Source organism: Halomonas sp. DP8Y7-1 (genome assembly GCF_019801685.1).
GTDB lineage: Bacteria > Pseudomonadota > Gammaproteobacteria > Pseudomonadales > Halomonadaceae > Halomonas > Halomonas litopenaei_A.
This window is the reverse complement of record NZ_JAHVIN010000004.1, coordinates 60,949-82,821: the sequence shown is the minus strand read 5'-3', so window position 1 is coordinate 82,821 and position 21,873 is coordinate 60,949. Positions and strand designations below refer to the sequence as shown.

23 protein-coding genes are annotated in these 21,873 nt (G+C 63.9%); 9 read left to right on the top strand and 14 right to left on the bottom strand.

Features of this window, described 5'->3' with window-relative positions; translation table 11 throughout:
- Positions 1-31 precede the first annotated feature (31 nt).
- From KUV41_RS04980 to KUV41_RS04970, 3 genes are read right to left on the bottom strand one after another with little or no spacing between them, the layout of a single operon-like run.
- Complete coding sequence (locus KUV41_RS04980) at positions 32-934, bottom strand: metal ABC transporter permease (protein ID WP_222484670.1); 903 nt, start codon at positions 932-934, stop codon at positions 32-34.
- Positions 935-1,654: a metal ABC transporter ATP-binding protein gene (locus KUV41_RS04975; RefSeq protein ID WP_206943816.1), complete on the bottom strand. Its 720-nt coding sequence runs from the start codon at positions 1,652-1,654 to the stop codon at positions 935-937. It abuts the gene before it with no gap.
- The gene (locus tag KUV41_RS04970; protein WP_206943818.1) at positions 1,654-1,794 is read right to left on the bottom strand and encodes a hypothetical protein; all 141 of its coding nucleotides are present in this window, start codon (positions 1,792-1,794) and stop codon (positions 1,654-1,656) included. The genes KUV41_RS04975 and KUV41_RS04970 overlap by 1 nt, the downstream gene beginning before the upstream one ends.
- A 287-nt stretch (positions 1,795-2,081) precedes the next feature.
- Between KUV41_RS04970 and KUV41_RS04965 the strand changes: the two genes are divergently transcribed.
- The 3 genes from KUV41_RS04965 (at position 2,082) to KUV41_RS04955 (ending at position 3,898) form a co-directional block, all read left to right on the top strand.
- Positions 2,082-2,630: a porin family protein gene (locus KUV41_RS04965; RefSeq protein ID WP_206943820.1), complete on the top strand. Its 549-nt coding sequence runs from the start codon at positions 2,082-2,084 to the stop codon at positions 2,628-2,630.
- Between the two features lie 255 nt (positions 2,631-2,885).
- Positions 2,886-3,257 (top strand): hypothetical protein, encoded by a 372-nt coding sequence (locus tag KUV41_RS04960; RefSeq protein ID WP_222483975.1) that lies wholly within the window; start codon positions 2,886-2,888, stop codon positions 3,255-3,257.
- Between the two features lie 56 nt (positions 3,258-3,313).
- Positions 3,314-3,898 (top strand): DUF4202 domain-containing protein, encoded by a 585-nt coding sequence (locus tag KUV41_RS04955; protein ID WP_222162449.1) that lies wholly within the window; start codon positions 3,314-3,316, stop codon positions 3,896-3,898.
- Positions 3,899-3,986: 88 nt separating this feature from the next.
- On the opposite strand, the gene hydA is transcribed toward KUV41_RS04955, so the two are convergent.
- From hydA to KUV41_RS04930, 5 genes are all read right to left on the bottom strand, one after another.
- The gene (gene hydA, locus KUV41_RS04950) at positions 3,987-5,429 is read right to left on the bottom strand and encodes a dihydropyrimidinase (protein WP_206943826.1); all 1,443 of its coding nucleotides are present in this window, start codon (positions 5,427-5,429) and stop codon (positions 3,987-3,989) included.
- Between the two features lie 58 nt (positions 5,430-5,487).
- Entirely contained in the window at positions 5,488-6,789 is a 1,302-nt protein-coding gene (locus tag KUV41_RS04945) for a TRAP transporter large permease (protein ID WP_222484668.1), read from the bottom strand.
- A complete protein-coding gene (locus KUV41_RS04940; protein WP_222162452.1) occupies positions 6,786-7,487 on the bottom strand; it encodes a TRAP transporter small permease subunit in 702 nt (233 codons plus the stop codon). The genes KUV41_RS04945 and KUV41_RS04940 overlap by 4 nt, the downstream gene beginning before the upstream one ends.
- Positions 7,488-7,549: 62 nt before the next feature.
- Positions 7,550-8,623, bottom strand: coding sequence for a TRAP transporter substrate-binding protein (locus KUV41_RS04935; protein WP_206943831.1), 1,074 nt, complete (start codon positions 8,621-8,623; stop codon positions 7,550-7,552).
- A 56-nt stretch (positions 8,624-8,679) separates the two neighbouring features.
- Positions 8,680-9,414 carry an aspartate/glutamate racemase family protein gene (locus tag KUV41_RS04930; protein ID WP_222162453.1) on the bottom strand — a complete coding sequence of 245 codons (735 nt, stop codon included), beginning with the start codon at positions 9,412-9,414 and terminating at the stop codon, positions 8,680-8,682.
- Between the two features lie 254 nt (positions 9,415-9,668).
- Between KUV41_RS04930 and KUV41_RS04925 the strand changes: the two genes are divergently transcribed.
- The 6 genes from KUV41_RS04925 to KUV41_RS04900 all read left to right on the top strand — a co-directional run bounded on the left by KUV41_RS04925 (position 9,669) and on the right by KUV41_RS04900 (position 15,336).
- A complete protein-coding gene (locus KUV41_RS04925; protein ID WP_206943834.1) occupies positions 9,669-10,367 on the top strand; it encodes a GntR family transcriptional regulator in 699 nt (232 codons plus the stop codon).
- 407 nt (positions 10,368-10,774) lie between these two features.
- Positions 10,775-11,770: a TRAP transporter substrate-binding protein gene (locus tag KUV41_RS04920; protein ID WP_206943835.1), complete on the top strand. Its 996-nt coding sequence runs from the start codon at positions 10,775-10,777 to the stop codon at positions 11,768-11,770.
- Positions 11,767-12,375, top strand: coding sequence for a TRAP transporter small permease (locus KUV41_RS04915; protein WP_222484666.1), 609 nt, complete (start codon positions 11,767-11,769; stop codon positions 12,373-12,375). The genes KUV41_RS04920 and KUV41_RS04915 overlap by 4 nt, the downstream gene beginning before the upstream one ends.
- Positions 12,372-13,652, top strand: a complete 1,281-nt coding sequence (locus KUV41_RS04910) for a TRAP transporter large permease (protein WP_206943837.1) — start codon at positions 12,372-12,374, stop codon at positions 13,650-13,652. The genes KUV41_RS04915 and KUV41_RS04910 overlap by 4 nt, the downstream gene beginning before the upstream one ends.
- A gap of 80 nt (positions 13,653-13,732) precedes the next feature.
- A complete protein-coding gene (locus tag KUV41_RS04905) occupies positions 13,733-14,491 on the top strand; it encodes an aspartate/glutamate racemase family protein (protein ID WP_206943838.1) in 759 nt (252 codons plus the stop codon).
- 137 nt (positions 14,492-14,628) lie between these two features.
- A complete protein-coding gene (locus KUV41_RS04900) occupies positions 14,629-15,336 on the top strand; it encodes a GntR family transcriptional regulator (protein ID WP_222483968.1) in 708 nt (235 codons plus the stop codon).
- A gap of 15 nt (positions 15,337-15,351) precedes the next feature.
- Here the strand turns inward: KUV41_RS04900 and KUV41_RS04895 are convergent, their stop codons facing one another.
- The 6 genes from KUV41_RS04895 to hemP form a co-directional block, all read right to left on the bottom strand.
- On the bottom strand, positions 15,352-16,095 hold the full coding sequence (locus KUV41_RS04895) for an ABC transporter ATP-binding protein (protein ID WP_222483966.1): 744 nt from the start codon (positions 16,093-16,095) through the stop codon (positions 15,352-15,354).
- Positions 16,089-17,219, bottom strand: a complete 1,131-nt coding sequence (locus KUV41_RS04890) for a FecCD family ABC transporter permease (RefSeq protein WP_222484663.1) — start codon at positions 17,217-17,219, stop codon at positions 16,089-16,091. The genes KUV41_RS04895 and KUV41_RS04890 overlap by 7 nt, the downstream gene beginning before the upstream one ends.
- Positions 17,216-18,130, bottom strand: coding sequence for a hemin ABC transporter substrate-binding protein (locus KUV41_RS04885; RefSeq protein WP_222484662.1), 915 nt, complete (start codon positions 18,128-18,130; stop codon positions 17,216-17,218). Before KUV41_RS04885 ends, KUV41_RS04890 begins: the two co-directional genes overlap by 4 nt.
- 11 nt (positions 18,131-18,141) lie before the next feature.
- Positions 18,142-19,182 (bottom strand): ChuX/HutX family heme-like substrate-binding protein, encoded by a 1,041-nt coding sequence (locus KUV41_RS04880; protein WP_222484660.1) that lies wholly within the window; start codon positions 19,180-19,182, stop codon positions 18,142-18,144.
- A gap of 10 nt (positions 19,183-19,192) precedes the next feature.
- Positions 19,193-21,250, bottom strand: coding sequence for a TonB-dependent receptor domain-containing protein (locus KUV41_RS04875; RefSeq protein WP_261395914.1), 2,058 nt, complete (start codon positions 21,248-21,250; stop codon positions 19,193-19,195).
- Between the two features lie 116 nt (positions 21,251-21,366).
- A complete protein-coding gene (hemP, locus tag KUV41_RS04870; RefSeq protein WP_206943846.1) occupies positions 21,367-21,555 on the bottom strand; it encodes a hemin uptake protein HemP in 189 nt (62 codons plus the stop codon).
- Between the last annotated feature and the right edge of the window lie 318 nt (positions 21,556-21,873).

Below are 21,873 nucleotides of genomic sequence, written 5' to 3'. Positions count from 1 at the left end.
CTCCGGTGGCGGTTGGATGGGCGTGGTCAGGTCAGGCGCGATCGTCGGCACCCAGCGGCATGGCGCGGCGTCGCAGTCGCGCGGCAAGGCTGTGCTGGCGTCCAAACACCGCAGACAGCAGGTAGGCGACCCCCGCCAGCAGTATGATGGCAGGGCCTGAAGGTAGGCTGAGGTGGTACGACAGCAGCAATCCACCAAGGCTTGCACCCAGTGCAATGATCACCGACAGGCCCATCAGGCCTTCCAGGCGAGTGCTCCAGAAGCGCGCCGTGGTGGCCGGCAGCATCATCAGGCCAACCGCCATCAGAGTGCCCAGGGTCTGGAACCCGGCGGTGAGATTGAGCACCACCAGGCCCAGGAAGATCCCGTGCACCAGGCCGCCCTTGACTCCCTGGCTGCGTAGAAACAGCGGGTCGAGGCATTCCACCACCAGCGCACGAAAGATGACGGCCAGGGTGATCACGATCAGGCTACTGATACTGGCGATCAGCACCAGAGCGGTAGTGTCCACCGCCAGGATGGAGCCGAACAGGACATGGGTGAGGTCGACGCTGCTGCCGCCCAGGGCGACCAGCATGACCCCTGCTGCCAGGGAGATAAGGAAGAAACTGGCCATGGCTGAGTCTTCGCGATGGCCGGTCAATTGAGACACGCTGCCCGCCAGCAGTGCTATCAACAATCCTGACAGCATGCCGCCAAGGCTCATGATCGGCAGCGAGAAACCCGCCATGAGAAAGCCCAGGGCAACGCCGGGAAGAATGGCGTGGGACATGGCGTCGCCGATCAGGCTCATGCCCCGCAGCATCAGGAAGACCCCCAGTGGCGGTGCGGCCAGCGACAGGGCCAGGCTGGCGACCAGGGCGCGGCTCATGAATGCATAGTCAAACGGCGCAATCATCCAGGCGTGCAGGGTCGATACAAGTGCGTCAAACATTCAGACAGATCCAGGAAACGTCAGGGGAAGGCGCGGTGGGCGCGTCAGCTGGCCGGTGTGGCGCTCGACCAGAGCGTCGGGGGTGGCCCAGCGGCCATGTCCCTCGGTCAGCACCAGCACGTCATCGGCCAGGCGCGATAGCTGCGTCATGTCGTGCAGGACGATGACCAGCGTGGCTCCCGCGTCGGCCATTTCGCGAAGCACCGTCATCAGCATTTCCACGGTGTCGACGTCGACGTTGGCAAACGGCTCGTCGAGCAGCAGCAGCTCGGCTTCCTGCATCAGCGTGCGCCCGATCAAGGCGCGCTGGCGCTGACCGCCGGATAGCTCGCCGAGGGGACGGTGTGCGAGGTGAGAGATGCCCAGTCGCTCCATGATGTCCCGGCCCCTGCGGTAGTGCGCACCACAGTAGCCCTTGAAGGCCCCGTGGCTCGGCCAGGTGCCGGTCATGATCAGTTCTTCGACACTCATCGGGAAGCTGAGGTCCAGTGCCAGCTGCTGGGGCAGCCAGGCGCGCCGGGCGGCGGGCACGTCACATTCCACTCGTCCGGCGACCGGCGTCAGTGTGCCCATGATGGCCTGAATCAGGGTGCTCTTGCCGGCACCGTTGGCGCCTATCAGCGCGGTGATGGCACCGTCTTGGAAGCGGCCTTCCAGGTGCTCGAGCACCGTTCGGCCGCCGCGTGCCAGCTGCAGGTCATGGAGGGTCAGGCGCGACATCAGTGCCACCACCCTGCTGACCAGCTAACGGCCAGCCACAGCGGCAGCAAGGGGATGGCGACCAGGCCGAGGCGACGCTTCATGGACAGCGACATCAATGAGAAATGGCAAGGCCCCTCGGGACGATGGCGATGGGACATGCGGAACTCCGGAGTGGTGACGGGCGTGCGGAATCGGCTGGAGGGTATAACATAACACTACCGCGGTTTCCATGACTTCACCGCGTTGGATCGCCGGATGCCGGCACCTCGACGACACCCGCGCAGGGAACTTTCCCTGAATCGATACTGCAAAGAATGTCGTCTCACGATAAACTTGTACAAGGTGTCATGTGCGAGAAACCTCGCACAAAGGACGCACTGCAGACCTGGTCGAGCACGCACGCGCTGTGCTCCTGGGGTGGCGAGGGTTCCAGGGAGTGTATGACATGTCACGGATCATGCGGCGAATGATGCTGGCAGGGGTGGTCATGGGACTGGCACTGATGGCATCGACTCACTGTGTAGCGGGCGGCAGTACAGGCCTCTACGTGGGGATAGGTGCAGGCCAGATTCAGGGCGACGATGATTTTGACGATGAAGCGTCAGCGGCAAAGGTATTTGCGGGCTACAACTTTGGCTGGCTGCCTTTCCTGGACCTTGGTGCGGAGCTGTCGTACCTGAACGGCAGCGAGCTCGACGGCGATGTCGATGGCACCTCCGCCACGTTGGATATTGAAAGCCTGCAGGCCATGGGTATCGCAGGCTTCAGCTTTGGCCCCTTCGGCGTCTACGGCAAGGCAGGCATGGCCGACTGGGATGCCGACCGTAATGGCCGCGGGGTGAGCAAGGATTACTCCGGTACTGACCCTGTGTATGGGTTTGGCGCCAGGGTTCAACTGTTCGATGTGACCGGTCGACTCGAGGTGGAACGCATCGACGCGGATCGTATCGGGCATGTGGATACGCTGACCGGAAGCGTGGTCTACACGTTCTGACAGACACATCTTGTCTGCCTGGCGAGCGGTAAATTGACGAAGGGCCGGCGCGAAAGCGTCGGCCCTTCGCCGTAGTTGGTCGTCACTGCGGGCCTTGTACGGCGCAGCGAGAGCGTTGGGGAAGCAGCAAGCAGCAAAAAACCTTGATCTGGATCAAGCTGACAGCCGCGTAGGTGATCGCGCACAAATGTCTAAGTCAAAAGGGGTAGGTAGCGTTCAGTATACAGTGTGTATCTCGTCACACTTGGTGTCCTTATGGCTAGCCTGCTCCTTGTCTCACCCTCTTCCTTTACTGGGGCGCCTCGGCTGCGCGCCGTCTGTGTGCGGGTGGCTCTCGGCGCTCTCTTGCTCCTGGCGATCATCGGTCTGATCCCCCATGGAGAGGTCGTCGATGTGGCGATCTGGGTAGGGATGTGCAATGCCATGCTGCTGTTCGGCATGGATGCGGTGTTGGGGCTGTTGCTGGAGAGCCTGGGTATCTCGTCGGCGGTGACGGAACGGTCATGGCTACGGACCTTGCTGGCGGTGATGGTAGCCGTGGTCATGTGGGTATTTGCCATCTTCCTGCTGCCACTGGCGCTGGCCTGCCGCCACTTGCGCGGTCAGTCCTGCCACAAGGGCTACTGAGATCGGCACATCGTCGTTACCATAGGGCAATGTCGTGACGTCACCCGAGGTAGCCCATGAGCCCTGCACCCTTTGACCTAGCCTGTTCCAGACTCGATGCCATGCATGCCGATGATCCTCGCCGCATCGAGGTCGACGGTCAGCAGCAGCCGCAGGAGCTGTGGCACGCCGGTCGCATGTCGGCGTGGCTCGAGCGCCTCGATCCCAAAGCCCCCGAGCTGGTCCGGCTAGCGGTTCGCAACCAGCACCTCAAACGCTGGGAAGTCCCGCGCAGCGACTACGAAGAAGGTCGTATCGGCTACCTGACCTGGCGCCGCGACCAGGGCAAGCGTGCAGGTCTGCTGGCGGCCGAGGTTATGCGCAGCAGCGGTTACAGCGACGCCGATGCCGACGAAGTGGCGCGGATGATCCGCAAGCAGGGACTGGGACGTGATCCTGGTACCCAGGCAGTAGAGGACTGTGCCTGCCTGGTCTTTCTCGAGAATTACTTCGCAGACTTTTCCCGCCAGGTCGACCACGACCACCTGATCCGCATCGTCCAGATGACCTGGAAGAAGATGTCCCCCGCCGCCCATCAGCTGGCGCTGGGCCTGCCCATGAGCGACGAAGCCCGCGCCATCGTCGAGGAAGCGCTGGGCTAGGAGGCGGATGACTCGTGCCGACGTGCGGCAGCGGTGACAGGCCCCAGGAGCGCATCTACACGCCCAGGGCTGTTGCTTCGCGTCCCCCTCAAAACCCCTTGGCCTGGCCTCTGGGTCGCGCCGGGGTGGGAGTGTCGCAGCGCAGGAACTCGCCGCCATCCGGCGGGCCACAGGGTTTGCCATCGCGGGCCACGATCCGGCCCCGGTTCAATGTCATGACGACCTTGCCGGTGAGTTCGAGCCCTTCGTAAGGGGTGTAGTCCACGGCGTGGTGCAGGTCGGCGTTGCGAACGGTGACGCGGGCATCGGGATCCCACAGGGTCAGGTCGGCGTCACTGCCCACGGCGATGGTGCCCTTGCGCGGATACAGTCCATAGATCTTGGCCGGGTTGGTGGCGGTCAGCGCGACGAAGCGGGTGGCGTCGATGCGCTGTTTGATGACGCCCTCGGAAAACAGGATCGACAGGCGCGTCTCGAGCCCGGGAATACCGTTGGGGATGCAGGAAAAGCTGGCATCCTCGCCGTTCAGCTTCTTGCCTTTGTCGTCTTCGTAGCGGAAGGGCGCGTGGTCCGAGGAAAAGACCTGAAAGACCCCGCTTTCCAGCGCCTCCCACACCGCCTGCTGTGCGGCTGGGTCGCGCGGTGGTGGGCTGCACACGCACTTGGCGCCCTCGAAGCCATCCTGGTCCAGGTCGTCGGCGGTCAACATCAGATACTGGGGGCAGGTCTCGCCATAGACCCTGAGGCCTCGGCTCTGGGCCCAGCGGATCTGCTCGATGGCCTGGGGGCCGGAGACGTGCACGATCAGCACCGGGACGTCGATCAGCTCCGCCAGGGAAATCGCACGGTGGGTGGCCTCACGCTCGGCAATGGAAGAGTGGGCCTCGGCATGATAGCGCGGGGCGGTGTGGCCCTGGGTTTCCAGCAGCTCGGTCAGATAGGCGATGCAGTCGGCATTCTCGGCATGCACCATCACCATGGCGCCCTCGCGACGGGCCAGCGCCAGCACTTCCAGCACTTCGCGGTCGTTGAGCTTCAGATCATCGTAGGTCAGGTAGATCTTGAAGGAGCTGTAGCCTTCCTTGATCAGCGCCGGCAGCTCGTCGCGCAGTACTGTCTCGCTGGGGTCGGTGACGATCATGTGAAAGGCGTAGTCGATCATCGCCTGGCCATCGCTCTCTCGGTGATAGTCGTCCACCGCGGCACGCAGCGACTGGCCCTTGAACTGGGCGGCGAAGGGAATCACCGTGGTGGTCCCGCCCGCCGCGGCCGAGCGAGTTCCCGACGCGAAGCCATCGGCCATTACCGCGCCGTCGCCCAGGGGCTGGGCCAGGTGGCAGTGGGCGTCGATGCCGCCAGGCATGACCCACAGCCCGGCAGCATCGATGGTGTCACCGGTCACCTCAGCGGTGGCGGCGAGCCCTTCGCCCAGGGCGACGATGCGTCCGTCGCGAATGCCGATATCGGCGCTGAAACGGTCGGCGGCGGTGATCACGTTGGCATTGGTGATCAAGGTATCGAGGCGTTGCATCTTGCGTTCTCCCGAGGCCGACGGGGTCGGCAAAGGTCATTGTTGTTGGTGTAAATCGCTACCCCATTACCCCTGGCAACCACAGTACGATGGCCGGCCAGGCGGTGATCAGGGCAACAAAGCCGAGCATGACGGCCAGGAAGGGCAGGCTGCCCAGCATCACGTCGACGATGGAGCCGCGCCCGCGTACTCCCTGCACCACGTAGAGGTTCATGCCGATGGGCGGAGTGATCAGCGAGATTTCCATCATGATCACCAGAAAGACGCCAAACCACACCGGGTCGATCCCGAACTGCACCACCATGGGCACCACGATGGGTACGGTGGCGATCATCATCGATAGCGTCTCGAGGAAGCAGCCCAGTACCAGGTAGAACACCACCAGGGCCAGGATCAGCCCAAGCGAGGTCAGACCTAGCTCAGACACCCATTGGGTCAGGGCGAAGGGAATGCCCAGGATGCCGACGATGTAGTTGAGAAAGAAGGCCGCAGCGATGATCAGCATGATCATGGCGGTGGTACGGGCCATCGAGAGAAAGCACTCGTGCAGCATGGTGAGCGATAGCTTGCGATTGATCGCTGCCAGTACGAGGGCCGCGATGACCCCCAGGGCCGCCGCCTCGGTAGGGGTCGCCCAGCCGCTGTAGATGCTGCCGATGACGATGGCAAAGACGAAGGCCGGCGGCAGTAGATCGACCAGCGAGCGTAGCCGCTGGGCCAGCGGCACCCGTTCCTCGCGGCTGCCTGCCACGCCAGGACGCAGCAGGCTGATGGCCATGATCACCAGCATGAAGGCGGCGGCCAGGGCGAGTCCCGGCACGATACCGGCAATGAACAGGGCGCCGATGGAGGTATTGGTGATGGCCCCGTAGATGATCATGTTGATGCTGGGAGGAATCAGGATGCCCAGCGTTGCCCCGGCCGCCAGGGTGCCCAGCGCTAGTCGCTCGCTGTAGCCGCGCTCATTGAAGGCCGGTAGCGCCACGGTGCCGATGGTGGCTGCGGTGGCCACCGACGAGCCGGACATCGCGGCAAACACGGAAGAGGCGCCGATATTGGTGTGGAGCAGGCCTCCGGGCAGACGGTTGAGCCATACCGACAAGGCCGAGTACATGCGTTCGGTAATGCCCGCACGCAACAACAGTTCTCCCAGCAGGATGAACAGCGGAATCGCGGTAAGAATAAAGTCGTTGAGGGTGCCCCAGAGCAGATCGCCGAAGGAATAGAGGAGCGGGGTGCCCAGGTAGAGCAGGGCACCGAGGGCAGCGGTGACAAAGATGGCCACGGCGACATGGATACCTACTGCCATCATGGTGATCATCAGGGCAAAGCCCAGCAGCACTTCGGTGATGGATATCATGACGGTGTCCCCCGGTCATGGATCTGGGGGGAATGCCCTTTGTGCCGAGCCTGTCCTGCTGCGGCGACACTGCTGGCGGACCCAGCGTCCACGTAGTGGCGCTTCGCCTGGTCGAGCTCGTCATCGGCGCTGGGCGGGTCGCAGTCCGCATTCAGCTGAGAGAAGCGTCCGCGACACAGCTGGGACAGCGCCTTTCCGGCGGCGCGCAGCGTGACCAGGGCGAAGATCGAGAGCCCGATGAGCCACAGCGACTGCGGAATCCACAGCGGCGTCTGCAGCGGTGTACTGGCGAGGCTCGAGAACTCGATGGTTTCGCCCAGGGTAGCGGCCCCGCGCCACAGCATGAACAGCGAAAAGCCACATAACAGCAGCTGCGCGACGGCGTTGAGCAGCGCCCGCATGCCCTGGGGCAGCCGGGTCAACAGCACGTCGACCCGGGTGTGAGCACGCTGAGTCAGGGCAAAGGCGAAACTGGCGGCGACGCCGATGGCCAGCACATAGCCGCCTATCTCATCGACCCCTTGTAGCGAGAAGGCGAAGAACTTGCGGGCCAGCACCTCGAAGGTGATCAGTCCGGATAACACCAAGGCACCGTATCCGGCCGCCAGGGCGGCACCACGAGACAGGCGGGCAAGGCGTGCATCGAGGCCCTGGGACCTGTCCGACGCTGGCGCATCAGCATGACGAAGGTGAGGCATGGGAGCTCCTTGGGGGCCGCCAGGCGGCCCCACCACCAGGAAAGGACAATGACGAGACGGCGTCAGGGGGCTTCAGCGGTCAGTCCGGTGACCTCGCCAACGCTTGCGTTCCAGAGCGCAGTACATTCGGGGTAGCGCGCATCACAGGTGTCCGCCCACACCGGCAGTACCGCCTCGGTGGTGATCTGCTCGATACGCGTGCGGGAGTCCTCGTCGATCTCCACCAGGGTCATGTCGTAGGCGGTGTGATTTTCGCAGCTCGGCTGGCCGGTGTTGCAGGCGATGGCATCGTCATTGACGCTATAGGCCAGCTCCCACATCTGGTCCTCCAGGCGTGCGAAGGCCTCGGTCAGGGAAGCCTGCTGCTCGGCGTCGAAGCCGTTCCAGGTATCCAGGTTCATGAAATGCCCCTGGACCGAGTAGGACAGCGGCAGCGGCACGAAGTGGTCGGTCACCTCTGGCCATTTGCCGTTGCTGCCGGCGGAGGGTGCGGTGACGCCACAGTCGGCCACGCCGCGCTGGAGGGCCAGGTAGACCTCGCTGAATTGCAGCGTCACCGGCACCGCGCCGAGCCCTTCCACCAGGCGTGACATCGACGGGGTGAATACCCGCACCTTCTTGCCAGCCAGGTCGTCGGCGCTGTCGATGTCGCCATTGCAGAACATCATCTGCGGGCCGAATGGCCACAATGTCATTAGCTTGGCGTTGAAGCGTTCCTGCAGGCGGGCGTCGAAGTCGGCACGGAAGGCGTCCACCGCCTCGCGTTGCTGATCCAGATCGGCGGTGACGCCGGCCAGGTCGATACCTTCGAAGAAAGGCTCGTCTCGTGAGGCCATGCCGATCTGCACCGACATCACGTCAAAGGCGCCTGAGCGGATGTTGCGCAGGGCGTCGGCGGCTTCCACTCCGATGGCATCCATCGGGTTGTAGCTGACCGTCAGGTCGTCACGCGCGTCCAGCTCGGCGAAGAAGGGGCGCTCCACGCTGTCGACGTGAAGCTTGTTGCCGGAAAAGTTGCCGGCGACACGCAGCAGGGTGTCGGCCTGAGCCTGACTGGTGGCGATCCATAGGGGGGCGGCGACGAGCGCACCAAGCGCCAACCGGCCGGTTCGTGTTGCCAGGGGAAATGTCATCATCGGAGCACCTCAATGTTGTTGTTGGATAGGGTGTTGGGTGGTTCGCAGGACGGGCGTCAGCGCAGTCGAGGGTCGTGGAACAGCTGGCCCCAGCCGCGGATGTCGGCGGGGTTGCGGCCAGCCAGCGCCAGGCATTTCCATACCGTGACGCTGACCGAGTCATAGATCGGAATGCCGATCTCGGCCTCCAGCGCTTCGACAATGCCGGCACCACGCAGATTGGTGCAGAGAATGGTGATGGCATCGGGCTTGGCCCTGGCGACGTCGCGCACCATGTCGGCAAGGGTGTCTTCGCTGTACTCGGAAAATGAGAAGTTGCCGCGATCGTTCAAGTGGCGCTCGGCAACCACCTCGATGCCTTCCTGCCGATAGTTGGCGACGATCGCCGCCTGGATATCGTCCAGGTAGGGGGTGACGAGGCCTAGCCGCGTGACGCCGGTGCGCTGGAGCACCTCGTTGAGTGCCAGCACGCTGCTCGTTGCCGCAACGCCGGTGGCATGGGTGATGGCCTCGCATAGCCGACGATCGGCGTCGAAGCCCAGCCAGCTCGATGACGTGCCGTTCCAGGCGATGACGTCCATGTGGGCGTCATGCAGAAGGCGGGCGGCGTCCAGCTGCGGCTGTGGGTCGAACTGAGCGAGGGCCGCTTCGCTCAGCGAGATTTCCTTGACCGTGAAGCGCTGAAAGTGCGCGCTGACATGGGGCATCAGGTCGTGAAGAATCGCGCTGGTATAGGGTTCCAGTACGGTATTCGACGACGGGGTCAGCATCCCCAGGAGTGTGCGGTGCATGGGCGGTGGTTCCTTGCCGGGAGTGGCGATTGCCAGGTGTTGTTATTGTCGTGCAGCAGCGGATGCGGTCTGGCATCTGGCGTTACGCTCCCGTCAGGACGCGACATGCTACACTCAGAGTCATTAAGGAATTCGGAATTCCAAATTTCTACGACCTTTTCAGCATTGCACAACGCCAAGTTTTTGCAAGTACACTGCGATGTCCTGGCGTAAGTGATGTGTGACGTCGACCGCTGTCAATGCAAGGAGTAAGCATGAACGAGCCCGCGAAAAAGGAGGTGCTGTCGGCGCCAAGAGCCGCACCACTCAAGCGTTCCAGCCTGTACGAGGCCGTTGCAGAACGCCTGCGTGACATGGTCATGGAAGGCGAGCTGGCGCCGGGCAGTCGCATTGCCGAGAAGTCCTTGTGCGAGGCGTTCGGGGTGTCACCAACCCCACTGCGACAGGCGCTCAAGGTGCTGGCAAGTGAAGGACTGGTCGAGATGCTGCCCCATCGAGGCGCCCGGGTGACCACGGTGGACAGGGAGGAAGTGAGGGACCTGTTCGAAGTGATGGCGGCGCTGGAATCCCTGGCGGGCAACCTGCTGGTGGTGCGCGCCAGCGATACGGACATCGCACAGGTGCGTGCGCTGCATGATGAGATGATGGAACACTTCAACGCCAACCGTCGTCCGCAGTACTTTGCCCTGAACCAGCAGATCCACGCTCGCCTGGCCGAGCTGTCGGGTAACCGCGTGCTGAAGGATCTTGAGCAGTCGCTGACGCTGCGCATCACCCGCGCACGCTACGTGGCCAATCTGGATTCGGCCCGCTGGGAAGAATCCGCCAGGGAGCACACCTACTTTGTCGAGGCCCTTGAAGCGCGGGACGCCCAGGCACTGTCGGAGGCGCTGAGCCTGCATATGCGCAAGACAGGCCAGGCCATCCTGCAAGGTCTGCCCGCCAGCCCCTGAGCGCGGTCGTCGCGCGTCCGCTGTTTTCTTGTCTCTTTCTGCTCCTATTTCCTGGTTCCTCTCCTGGTTCCTCACGGCCAGCTCCTCACGGCCAGCTCCGTTCGCCCCCTCCGTTCGCCCTGCCTCCTGCAGACAGTCTCTTCGGTCTGCGGGATGGCGGCCCTTTGGCGTCCGTGAACCGGGTCGTTCTGTGTAGTGGTTAATTTTTTAAAACAGTAATTAATTGAAAAATATAGAAATATAAAAAAATAGTATTCAAGATTTGGAATTTTCAAAAACATTCGACTAAGGTCAAAGCATGGTCGCTCGGGAGGCTCCATGGTGGGCCTGCCTGGTGGCTCTGCTTCGCTAGCGTGCTTCTGCATGACGCCAATAACGCCAATAACGCCAATAAAAAGGATTGCCTGATGTCGATGATCTTCCGCTCCCCCCTGATGACCGCTGGCGCACTCGCGCTGGGACTGTGCACACCCTTGCTGGCCCAGGCCGACAACCTGCGTTTCGGCGGTAACTTTGCCACCGACCACTCCAGTAGCCGCGCCATGGAGCGCTTTGCCGAAAACCTGGCTGAGCAGAGCGATGGCGAATTGACGGCCCAGCTGTTTCCCAACATGCAGCTAGGGGGTGCCGGAGAGAACCTTGATCAGGTCAGCTCCGGCGCCATCATGGGCAGCTGGATCGGTATCTCGTATCTGTCACGGACTGTGCCGGAACTTGAGGCTCTGAGCCTGCCCTTTGCCTTCGACAGCCGCGAGGATGCCTTTGCCCTGATCGACGGTGAGGTCGGAGACCTGCTCAACGAGAAGTTGGCTGAGGCGGGTTTCGTGGCGCTGGGTTACATGGAGCTTGGTTTTCGCCATGTCACCAACAACGCGCACCCACTGACCTCCATCGATGACTTTGCCGAGCTGAAGATTCGCCTGCAGCCCAATCAGACGCATCTGGATACCTTCCGTGCTATCGGGGCCAACCCGGTGTCGATGGACATCAAGGAAGTCTACGGTGCCCTGCAGCAGGGCGTGCTCGACGGTCAGGAAAACCCCTACAGCATTATCGAGACCAAGCGTCTGGACGAGGTCCAGTCCTACCTGTCCGACACCGGACACTTCTATGACTACATCGTGGTGGTCGCCAACCGTGACAAGGTCGAGGGCCTCAGCGACGACCAGCGCGAGATGCTGATGAGCGCCATGGACGAGGCGGTCGCCTGGCAGCGTGAAACCGCCGCGGCAGAAGACGACCAGGCCCGTGAGACCTTGATCGAGCGGGGCATGCAGTTCACTCCCATCAGCGACGAGACCCGTGAGCAATTGCGCGAAGCGAGCCAGGGCGTAGTCGACGAGTTGAGAGACAAGATCGGCGCCGAGCTGGTCGACAAGGTCATCGAGGAGCTGGGGGCATGACACGGGCCTGGCAACGTCCGGAGGCCCACGCCCTTGCATCCGGCCGTCGCCACTTGCTGCAACTGCTGGCCTGGATGGATCGGGGCTCCTACTACGCCATCCTGTTGACCATGGGGCTGATGACGATCCTGGTGTGTGCCCAGGTGGTGGCACGCTACCTGCTGGGCACCAGTATCGACTCCGCCGATGAACTGTCGCGACTGTGTTTTGTCTGGGCGATCTTTCTGGCCATACCCCATGGAATCCCGCGCGGCGTGCATGTCGGCATCGATGCCCTGGTCAGCCACCTCCCCACCGGCGCACAGCGCCGGCTGGGCCGGCTTATGGCCGCCCTCGGCGTGCTGCTGATGGTGGTGCTGGGGGTGGTCAGTCTGGGAGCCGTGATCGACAAGTGGCCTCAGCTGATGCCCACCATGCCGGTCACGGCAGCCGTGTTCTACGTCGCGGTGCTGGTCTCGGCGATCCACTGTGCCTTGCACCTGCTGGCTCAGGTACTGGAACTGACGCCCCTGCAGGCGCTGCCAGGGGCGTCGCCGGAGCAGCCCTCGCAGGTGATCGATGGGCAGCGCTCATCGGCTGATCCGAATCAGGAGACGCGCCCATGACGACCGCGATTCTGGTGAGTTTTGCGCTGCTCGCGCTACTGCGGATGCCGCTGGCCTTTGCCCTGGGGCTGGCCTCGTTGGTGGGACTGCTGGTGGGCGGCATGGACCTGGCGGTGCTGCCCCAGCGCATGATGCATTCGGTGGACAGCTTTCCGCTGATGGCGATTCCGCTGTTCATGCTGGCAGGGGAGCTGATGGTCGCTGCAGGCATCCTCCAGCGCCTGGTCGATTTCGCCAACTCCCTGATCGGCCGGGTGCACGGCGGTCTGGCCCATGTGGCCATCGTGGCCGGTATGGTACTGGCAGCGGTCAGTGGCGCCGCGGTCGCCAGTGCCAGCGCCCTGGGCAGCTCGCTGGTGCCGTCCATGCGCCAGCAGTACGACACGGGCTACAGCAGTGCGGTGGTCGCCTCGGCGGCCAATCTCGGCGCCATCATTCCCCCCAGCAACGCGATGATCGTCTACGCCTTGATGGCGGGCTCCAGCGTCTCGGTGGGCGGGCTGTTCATGGCCGGTATCGTGCCTGGCGTCGTGCTGGCGCTGGGATTCATGGGCCTGGCCAGCTGGCTGTCGATGCGACGGGGCTATCCGCTGGCGGGGGGAGTCATCGGCCTGCGACATGTGCTGGTGCAGACTTGGCGGGCGCTGCCCATCCTGTTGATGCCAATCGTGGTGGTGGGCGGCATCGTGGCCGGCGCCTTCACTCCCACCGAAGGGGCCGGCATCGCGGTGCTCTACGCCTTGCTCATCGGCTTCTTCGTCACCCGACAGCTACGCCTATCGCATCTGCCCAAGGCCATGTTCAACGCCGCGGTAACGGCAGCCATGGTGGGAGCGCTGATCGCCTTTGCCTCGACCATGACCTTTGCCTTCACCATTGATCTGGTGCCGATGCGCCTGACCAGCGCGCTGCAGGGGCTGACTAGCGACCCGCTGATGTTCCTGCTGCTGGTGATGGGGCTATTGATCCTGGTCGGCATGTTCGTCGAGTCCAACGCCGCCTACATCATGCTGGTACCGCTGCTGGCGCCTATCGCCCTGTCCTACGGTATCGACCCGCTGCTGTTCGGCTTTCTGTTCGTGATGAACCTGGTGGTAGGCATGATGACGCCACCGGTGGGCGTGCTGCTGTTCGTGATGTGCGGCATTTCCAAGATCAGTCTGCACGAGCTGATGAAGAGCGCCTGGCCTTTCATCGTCTTTCAATACGTCGTCCTGGTGGCCTGCATCGCCTTCCCCTCCCTGGTGACCTGGCTGCCGCGAACGCTGGGCTATTGACCGGCCTACGGCCACGCTGGGTCACCCTTGCCGGTGATCGCTGTGGCCATGGCCATGCGTGACAACAACAAGAGACTGCTATGAAACTGCTGGTCATCAACCCCAACATCTCCGAAAGCGTCACGACGCTGATCGAGCGAGAAGCACGCCTCAGCCTGCGGGCTGGCGCCCAGCTCAGCATGGCCACCGCGCCCTTCGGCGTGGCCTATATCGAAACCCGTGCAGAGGCCTTGATTGGCGGCTATGCGACCCTGGGAGTTGCCGCCGAGCGCTACCCTGGCCACGACGCCGTGGTGGTGGCGGCCTTTGGTGATCCGGGGCTTGCCGCCTTGCGTGAAGCGCTGCCAGTGCCCGTGGTGGGATTGACCGAGGCGGCATTGATGAGCGCCTGCCAGCTGGGGGGACGCTTCTCCATCATCGCCATTTCCCAGCGCATTCAGGCCTGGTATCGCGAGACCGTGGAGAGCCACGGCCTGTCTTCGCGGCTGGCCAGCATCCGCGCCCTGGACCAGCCGCTGCCGGATATCGGCAACGTGCAGCTGGATCAGGGCACGCGCCTGATCGAGCTGGCAGAACGGGCGGTCAGGGACGACGGTGCCGATGTCCTGATACTGGCGGGCGCCCCGCTGGCCGGACTGGCCCGCGACGTCGCCGACCGACTGCCTGTGCCGGCCCTGGATGGAGTGAGCTGTGCCATCGTCCAGGCCCAGGCGCTGGTCGAGCTTGGTCGGGGCAAGGGTGGTGTCGCCAAGGCAGGTAGCTATGCCCCGCCGCCGAGCAAGGCGAGCCTCGGGCTCGGTGACGCGATGACGGCTCTGATCGGACGGCAGCCGACGTGACAGCCCGACTGGTCGCGCAGCACTGCGGCTGCCTTCCAGCAGCCCCTCGGGCGTCCTGACGTCATTCGCCTTGGCGTCGGGTCGCTCGCTATACTCCTCGCTCGGCCAATCTCTCCACCTGCTTCGGACATCGGTCAATGGATGCGACCCAGGATGACAGCTCCACCGCGCCAGCACGCTCAAGCGCGCTTCACCGGCGCAGGATACAGGCGCCATCGTTGGCGGATGAAGCCTACGAACTGCTCAAGGGGCTGATTGTTCAGGGCGAGCTGGCGCCGGGTGAGCGCCTGCTGGAGCCTGCGCTGTGCCGTCGCCTGGGTATCTCGCGCACGCCGCTGCGCGATGCCTTGAACCAGCTGGCCGGTGAGGGACTGGTGACCTTGCGGCGTAATCGTAATGCGCTGGTGACCCGGCTGGACGGCGCCGAGTTACGTCATCTGTTCGAGGTCGAAGCCGGGCTTGAAGCCATGGCCGTCGAGCTGGCCGCCCTGCGGATGACGGCGACCGAGCTCAAGCGCCTGACCAACCTGCAGGAGCGTCTCGAAAAGCAGCATGCCAAGGGGGACCGGGACGGCTACTTCGCGACCAACACCCGCATCCATGCACTGCTGGTCGCGGCGGCGCGTAACCCGGTGCTGGTGGAGACCCATCAGCGCCTGCTCGGTCGCCTGGAGCGGGCGCGCTACCTCGCCCTGGATAAGCTTGGCCGCTGGCAGGAATCCACCGACGAGCACCGCGCGATCCTCGACGCGCTTCACGCACGTGATCCGGATCTTGCGCGACGGCGCATGCACGATCACGTGATGCATACCGGGGTGGCCATCAGCGCCCTGCTGGCTCCCTGAGTGCCGGGTGCAACGTCAGTGCTTGAGCGCCAGCCAGTGGCCCCCACTATGGTCCAGTTCATCCAGCTCGGCGTGGTAGAGCTCTGACAGGGCGTCTGCCCGCAACACCTCCGACGGTGCGCCACTGGCAATGCGAGTGCCCCTGTCCATCAGCCACACCCGGTCGGCGTAGGCATTGGCCAGGTTGAGGTCGTGCAGCACGCAGATCACTGCCAGGTCCTGCTGTTGCGTCAGCCGCTCCAGGCAGCGCATCAGCGCCTGGCTCTGGCCAATGTCCAATGCGCTGGTGGGTTCATCCAGCAGCAGGTAGCGAGTGCCCTGACTGGGGCCCGCCAACTGGCACAGGGCGCGGGCAATCATCACTCTCTGCCGCTCCCCGCCAGACAGCGTCTGCACATTGCGCTGTGCCAGGTCGCTCAGCTCGAGTCGTTCGAGCCATCGCGCGACCTCATCTTCGTCACATTGGGCGCCAAGGCCGGCCAGCTGATCCACCCGCCAGGCAAACACCGGGCTTTCCTGCTGGGCCACCAGGGCGCGACGCTGGGCCAAGTCGTGGGGGTGCCAGTCATCTAGCGGGCGCTGATCCAGTGTCACGCTGCCCTGGGCAGGCTTGCGAAAACCGCTTAACAGCCCCAGCAGGGTACTCTTGCCCGCGCCATTGGGCCCAAGAATGGCCAGAAAGTCACCGCTGGCGACGCTGTCACTGAGGCGTTCCACCAGTGGCGGTGTGGTCAGGCTGGCAGCATGCAGTGTCAGCATGAGGGGCGCTCCCGGATCAGTAGCCAGAGAAAGTAAGGGCCGCCGATCAGGCTGGTCAGCAGGCCTACCGGAATTTCGGCCGGATTGGCCAGTCCCCGCGCGAGTCCGTCGGACACGATAAGCAGCAGCGCGCCCCCCAGCATCGAGGCCGGAATCAACAGCCGGTGGCCTGGGCCCAGCCACAGCCGCAGGCAGTGGGGGATCAACAGGCCGATGAAGCCGATGATGCCGGCCAGCGCCACGCTGGCTCCGACGCCCAGCGCGGTGGCCACCACCACCCGCCGACGCAGGCGCGAACTGTCGAGTCCAGCGGCGTGGGCGGTGATATCCCCCAGCTGCAACAGGTCCAGATCACGGGCGCTTCTGAGAAGTATGATGATGACGACCGGCGCCACCAGCCACAGGCCAATGACCGCTGGCCACAGGGCATTGGCCAGACTGCCCATGCCCCACAGGCTCAACTGCCGAAGCTGTTCATCGTTGGCGATAAAGGCCAGCACGCCGCCTCCGGCGGCGGCCAGGGTGTTGATCGCCAGGCCCGCCAGCAGCAGGGTGAACAGGGCACTGCTGGAGGCCGCGCCCATCAACCCACGCTGACTGATGGCGAAGACCAGAAGGCCGACGGTGAAGGCACCGACAAAGCCCGCGATGCAATGGCCATAGAGGCCAAAGGGCGAGCCTTCAGCCTCCAGCAACACGATCCATAGCGACACCGCCAGCCCCGCGCCGCTGGCCATGCCGAGCAATGTCGGATCTGCCAAGGGGTTGCGAAACAGGCCCTGCATCGCCGCGCCGCTTCCCGCCAGCAGCATGCCCACCCCCAGCCCGAGCAGCAGCCGGGGTAGCCGTAGCTGCCACCAGATGGTCAGGGCCTGCTGATCGACGGCAGGTATCAGCTGGTCCAGTGACAGCCCCAGTGGGCCGGTACAGGAGAAGATCACCAAGGCCAGCAGCACGGCCAGGGCCAGGCCGGTGATGGCCCGGTGCGGGTTTCTATGGGGTCCTGGTTGAGGCGCGCTGGCGGCCGGGGCCGGGGCCGGGGTGACGGCAGCGGTGCTCCTGGCCGATGTCACCGCTGACTTGCGATGACCACCGGTGACGGTACGCCAGGGTATGGATCTCATGGCTGGTGGTCTGGCGTGAGTGACTCAAGCGCGCCGTGCAGTTGCACTAGCGCCGCAGGGGTGCGCGGCCCCATCGACAGCAGCGCACTGCTGTCGATGGCGACGAGGTGGTGCTGACGCCCGGCCGGTGTCTGTGCGAGCCCCGGCAGTTGCCATAGTCCTTCGTCGCCGCCCAGCGCATCGAGCCCCGCCTGGGGCACGATGACCACATCCGGCGCGGCAGGGATAATGCCTTCCGCCGAGACCGGCTTGTAGCCGGACATGGCGGCGAAGGCATTGGTGGCGCCGAGCGCCTCGATCAGGGTCTGGGCCAGGGTATCGTGGCCACCGACCATGGGTGTCATGCCGCCGTGATGCAGTAGAAACATCACCTTGAGACCACTTAATGGCGGCAGCGCCGCCAGTTGTTCAAGGTCCTTGTCGAGTTGCTGGGTCAGCTGTTGACCCTGCTCCTCCCGGGACAGCGCCGTGGCGATGGCGTCTACCTTGTGGGCGATACCGGCAAGTCCCTTCTCGCCGGGTACGCGGATCAGTTCGACACCGCTGGCGTCGAGCTGAGCCAGGGCCTGCTCGGGGCCGGCGGCATGTGCCGCGATGATGCGCTGGGCGCCAAGACCGAGCACGCTCTCCGCCGATAGCCTGCGCAGGTAGCCCACCGATGGCAGGTCGGCGAGGGCGGGTGGGTAGCTGACAGTGTCGTCCCGAGCGATGATCGACGCCTCGGCGCCCAGCGCCGCCACGATCTCCGCCACGTCACCTCCCAGCACCAAGGTGGCGGGGGGCTCTGCCTTGGCCTGGCTGAAAACGCCTAGCCAACACACCAGGGCTGCGCTTAGCAATGCTCTGGGTAAGGCGCTCGACAAGGCTCTAAACAAGACAGGGGATCGCCGGGGCAGGACAGGCGTCAACATGATGCGCTCCTTCAGGCGGCCTGGTGATGGACAAGGCGGTCAAGCAGGGTGCGCCACAGGCGAGATTCGGGCTCACCTTCACTGCGCTCGGCGTAGATCTGCAGGGCCAGCTCACCGTGCTGGTCAAAGGCTTCGAGACTCGTCACACCGCCGTCCCGGTTGGGCTTGTGCACCGTCCAGACCTGGTCGATGCAGGTGTCGTTCAGGTGTAGGGTGGCGTCATCCATGAACAGGTTCAGCCAGCCTCGCATGCGTTGGGGGGGCACAATATCGCCGGTGCGAATCTGCACACAGCCACGGCTGCTGACGAACAGCATGAGCGGCAGCGCTTCAGCCGCTGCCAGGTCGAGCAGGCTAGCGACGCAGGATGTTGGCAGCGCCTGGGTAAATTCCCCTTCCATCAGGCGGTTGGCATCAAGGCGGCTGAGGTGGTGACGACGCAACAAGGCAAAGAACTGGTGCACATCGGTCATGCTGCCCCAGTCCTGCTTGAGGCCCTCGCGCGCGGCCGCCGGGATCTCGCTCGCGCTGGGTGTCGCTTCGTCGACGAAGCAGGGAGCGTCGCTGGTGCCTTCTTCCCATATCTCCTGCCAGCGCGAGAGATGACGTTCGCTGACCGAGAAGGCCTTGTGCACGGCGTGGCCGGATTGGTCGAATACCTGCAGGCTCCAGCGCTCACCCTCCGGCAGTTCATCACGAATCAGGCAGGCCCAGTGCCAGCGGGAGAAGATCAAGCGCAGGTCGAGGCCACGCGGCGCCAACAGCAGTCCCGCATGGGGGCCGCCCTGCAAGCGGGGGTACTCGCCGGTCTGTTCCAGTACCGCGAGACGGGAGCGGGTCAACGCCTTGACCGGGCCCAGGGTGTGCAGCATTCCGGCGACGGTGGTCGCAGCGTAGGGCAGGGTCATGACGTCCTCGCCCAGACGCGAGGCTTGCAGGGCGCCTTCGCTGACGCCGATACACTCCGCCATACTGATCGCCGGGGTGCGTGGGTTGGTCTCTCGCAGTGCGCGGAAGGCATCGAGAATGGCGTTGCGTTGATCATCACTCATGGCGCATCTCCTACCACTGATAGCTGATATTGGCGAGCAGGCTGCGGCCGTCGCCGAGACTGCCGTCGGGGCGATACCACTGCTGGTCGGCGACGTTGGCCAGACGCAGCGAGGTCGATATCGCGTGACTTGGCTGCCAGGCCAGCTGCAGGTCGTTGAGCCCATAGCCAGGCAGGCGACTGCCGTCTCCGGTGTCATCGAAGTCGCGGGCAAAGCGGCCTCGCCAGCCGACTGTCAGGTCAGCATCGGAAAAGTGCCAGTCGGCGCCGAGGGTGGCCTCCAGCGGCGTCTGGCGCTCCAGGTCTTCGCCGCTATCACGGTCCTTGCCCGAAACGCGTGATACCGACACAAAGGTGTCCAGGGGCGGCAGGGCGCTGGGCTGATAGCCCAGTCTCAGGTCGTAGCCCCACAGGTGCGCGCGGGAGACGTTGACGGCCTGGGTAGTCCCGGCGAACAGGTCGACGCTGGTATCGATGAAGTCGTCGGCCTTGATATCGAAATAGCTGCCGCGCACCGACCAGTCACCCTGCTGCCAGCCAAAGCCGGTCTCCCAGGTATCGCTGGTCTCAGGGTCCAGGTCGGGGTTGGGAATCCAGAAATTGTCGGGTACGCAGAAGAAAGGACCACCGCAAAAGCCCGCGAAGTGGCGATCGTTGGCATATAGCTCATTGAGTGTCGGGGCGCGGAAGGCCTCGGCATAGCCGGTATAGATCACCCAGGCGTCGGTCGGACGCCAGGACAGACGGACCTTGGGGGAAAGCTCGTCTTCGTCGCTATCTCGGCCAGCATTATCCTCGGCGTCATAGCTGTCGTAGCGCAGGCCCAGGCCCAGGTCGAACTGTCCTATGCCGCCGTCGTGCAAATAGCGCCCGACCGTCAAGGTATCGTCGAGATAGACCGACGACGTATCGATATCGGCATCGGGGAAGCCCGTCGCACCGCCTGACGGGTCCTGTTCGGCGCGCTCGAACTCGATGCCAAAGGCCAGGGTCTGATCGAGCCATCCATGGCTCAGGTGGTGCACGCCATCGCTCTGGATGCCATAGCGCTCAAGGGTACGATCACTTTCGTCATCGATGTCCTGGCGGCTGAGGCTGAGGCGTGTTTCGAGGAAGCTTGTCTCGCTGGGTGTCCAGCGGTGGGCCAGCTGGGCGTTGTCACTGGTGACCTCACGGTCGATCAGTGGATTGCTGGGGTCAGGATCGATGACCTGCGGATTCGATGGCTGGCGGCTGTCCTCGTCGTAATGCTGCCAGCTGGCGGACAGCTCCTGGTGGTCGGCAAACTGCCAACTGCCCTTGGCCAACAGGCTGGTCAAGTCGGCATCTTCTTCTGCCTGCTGGCCGCCGGCACGGCGAATGTCGCCAGAGTCGGAATAGCCGATGGCTACCAGCCCCTGACGCGCTCCTGTACCACTACCCTGCCGTCCAAACAGGGTTAGCTGAGAGCCCAGCTCATGGGAGGCCGTCGCGCCGGAGACCGACAGCCGAGCGCCGCTGTCGTCCCCTGGTGCGAGCAGGTCCTCGGCGTCGACGGTGGTGACGCTGACCACACCCCCCATGGCGTTGCCCCCATACAGGCTGGACAGTGAGCCACGGGCAATCTGTACCTGCTGGATCAGCCCGGGATCGAGAAAGACGTTGCCAATATGGCCGGTATCGATGTCCTGGCGCACCCCATCCAGCCGGATCTGAACGCCGTTTTCATCGAAGCCTCGCATGGTCAGGAACTGGCCGTTGCGGCGGCCGCTCCCGGCAACATGAACGCCCGGCTGCTGTGCAATGACGTCTTCCCAGCGGGTTGCCGTCGACAGTGCCGGGTCATCGCGCTCGATCACGTCAATGATCATCGGCGCCCGGTGGACGTCGCCAGGCAGGCGCGTACCGGTGACTACCATGGGATCGAAGGCAGGGTGATCCTCCCCGTTGCCACTCGTTGGGGAAACGAGAGGCTGAGCCGATAGCGGTGATCGGGTCGGCGTGGGCGCGTCGGCGCTGTCGGCGAGGGCAAGCGTAGGTGCCAGCAAGAGCACGGGGAGCCAGCCAGCGCCCGTCGAGACAAGTTTCATGGGCTTTCCTGGTCAGTTTGCTGGCTTGGGCGATGGCCCTGGCTGGCAGATAGCGGATAGAGAAATGGGTGAGTCGATGTGTGAACGGTATTACGCCGCCTTGGCGGCTTCGGTCGTTACAAGGTCAGGATCAACTTGTTGTTACGTGTCCTGGTGAGCTGGTAGTGGCGCCCGTCCAGAACGATAAACAACCGACCATCAGCACCAAGCAGGCGCTCAGCCGAGACATAGTCGTCGGTCACGGTCACCTGACGTGACGTGGCGGCAGACTCCCGGGCGGGGCTGGGCGTGGTACTGGGTCTCAAGGGGTGTTTCATCATCTCATACGTTGTAAATGATAATTCTTCGCATAAGATATCAATGCTCATTCCCTTGCACAAGCCTATCTCCCTTGCCTGTTAGCTGGCAGTGGGTTCAGCACAGCTGGAGTGGGCGATGGCAGAGCCGGGGGAGAGACCCAGGATGGCGGCGTTAGATGACGTTGTCCTTGGATGGCGTTGACTTTGGATGGCGGGGCCATCAGCAGCGAGGGGGTTGTGATCGCTCACTGCTGGCGGTGGGCAGGACGGAGATCAGGGCTTTCTTGACAGTCTTTAAGAACACGACCATATTTCAAACGGTAA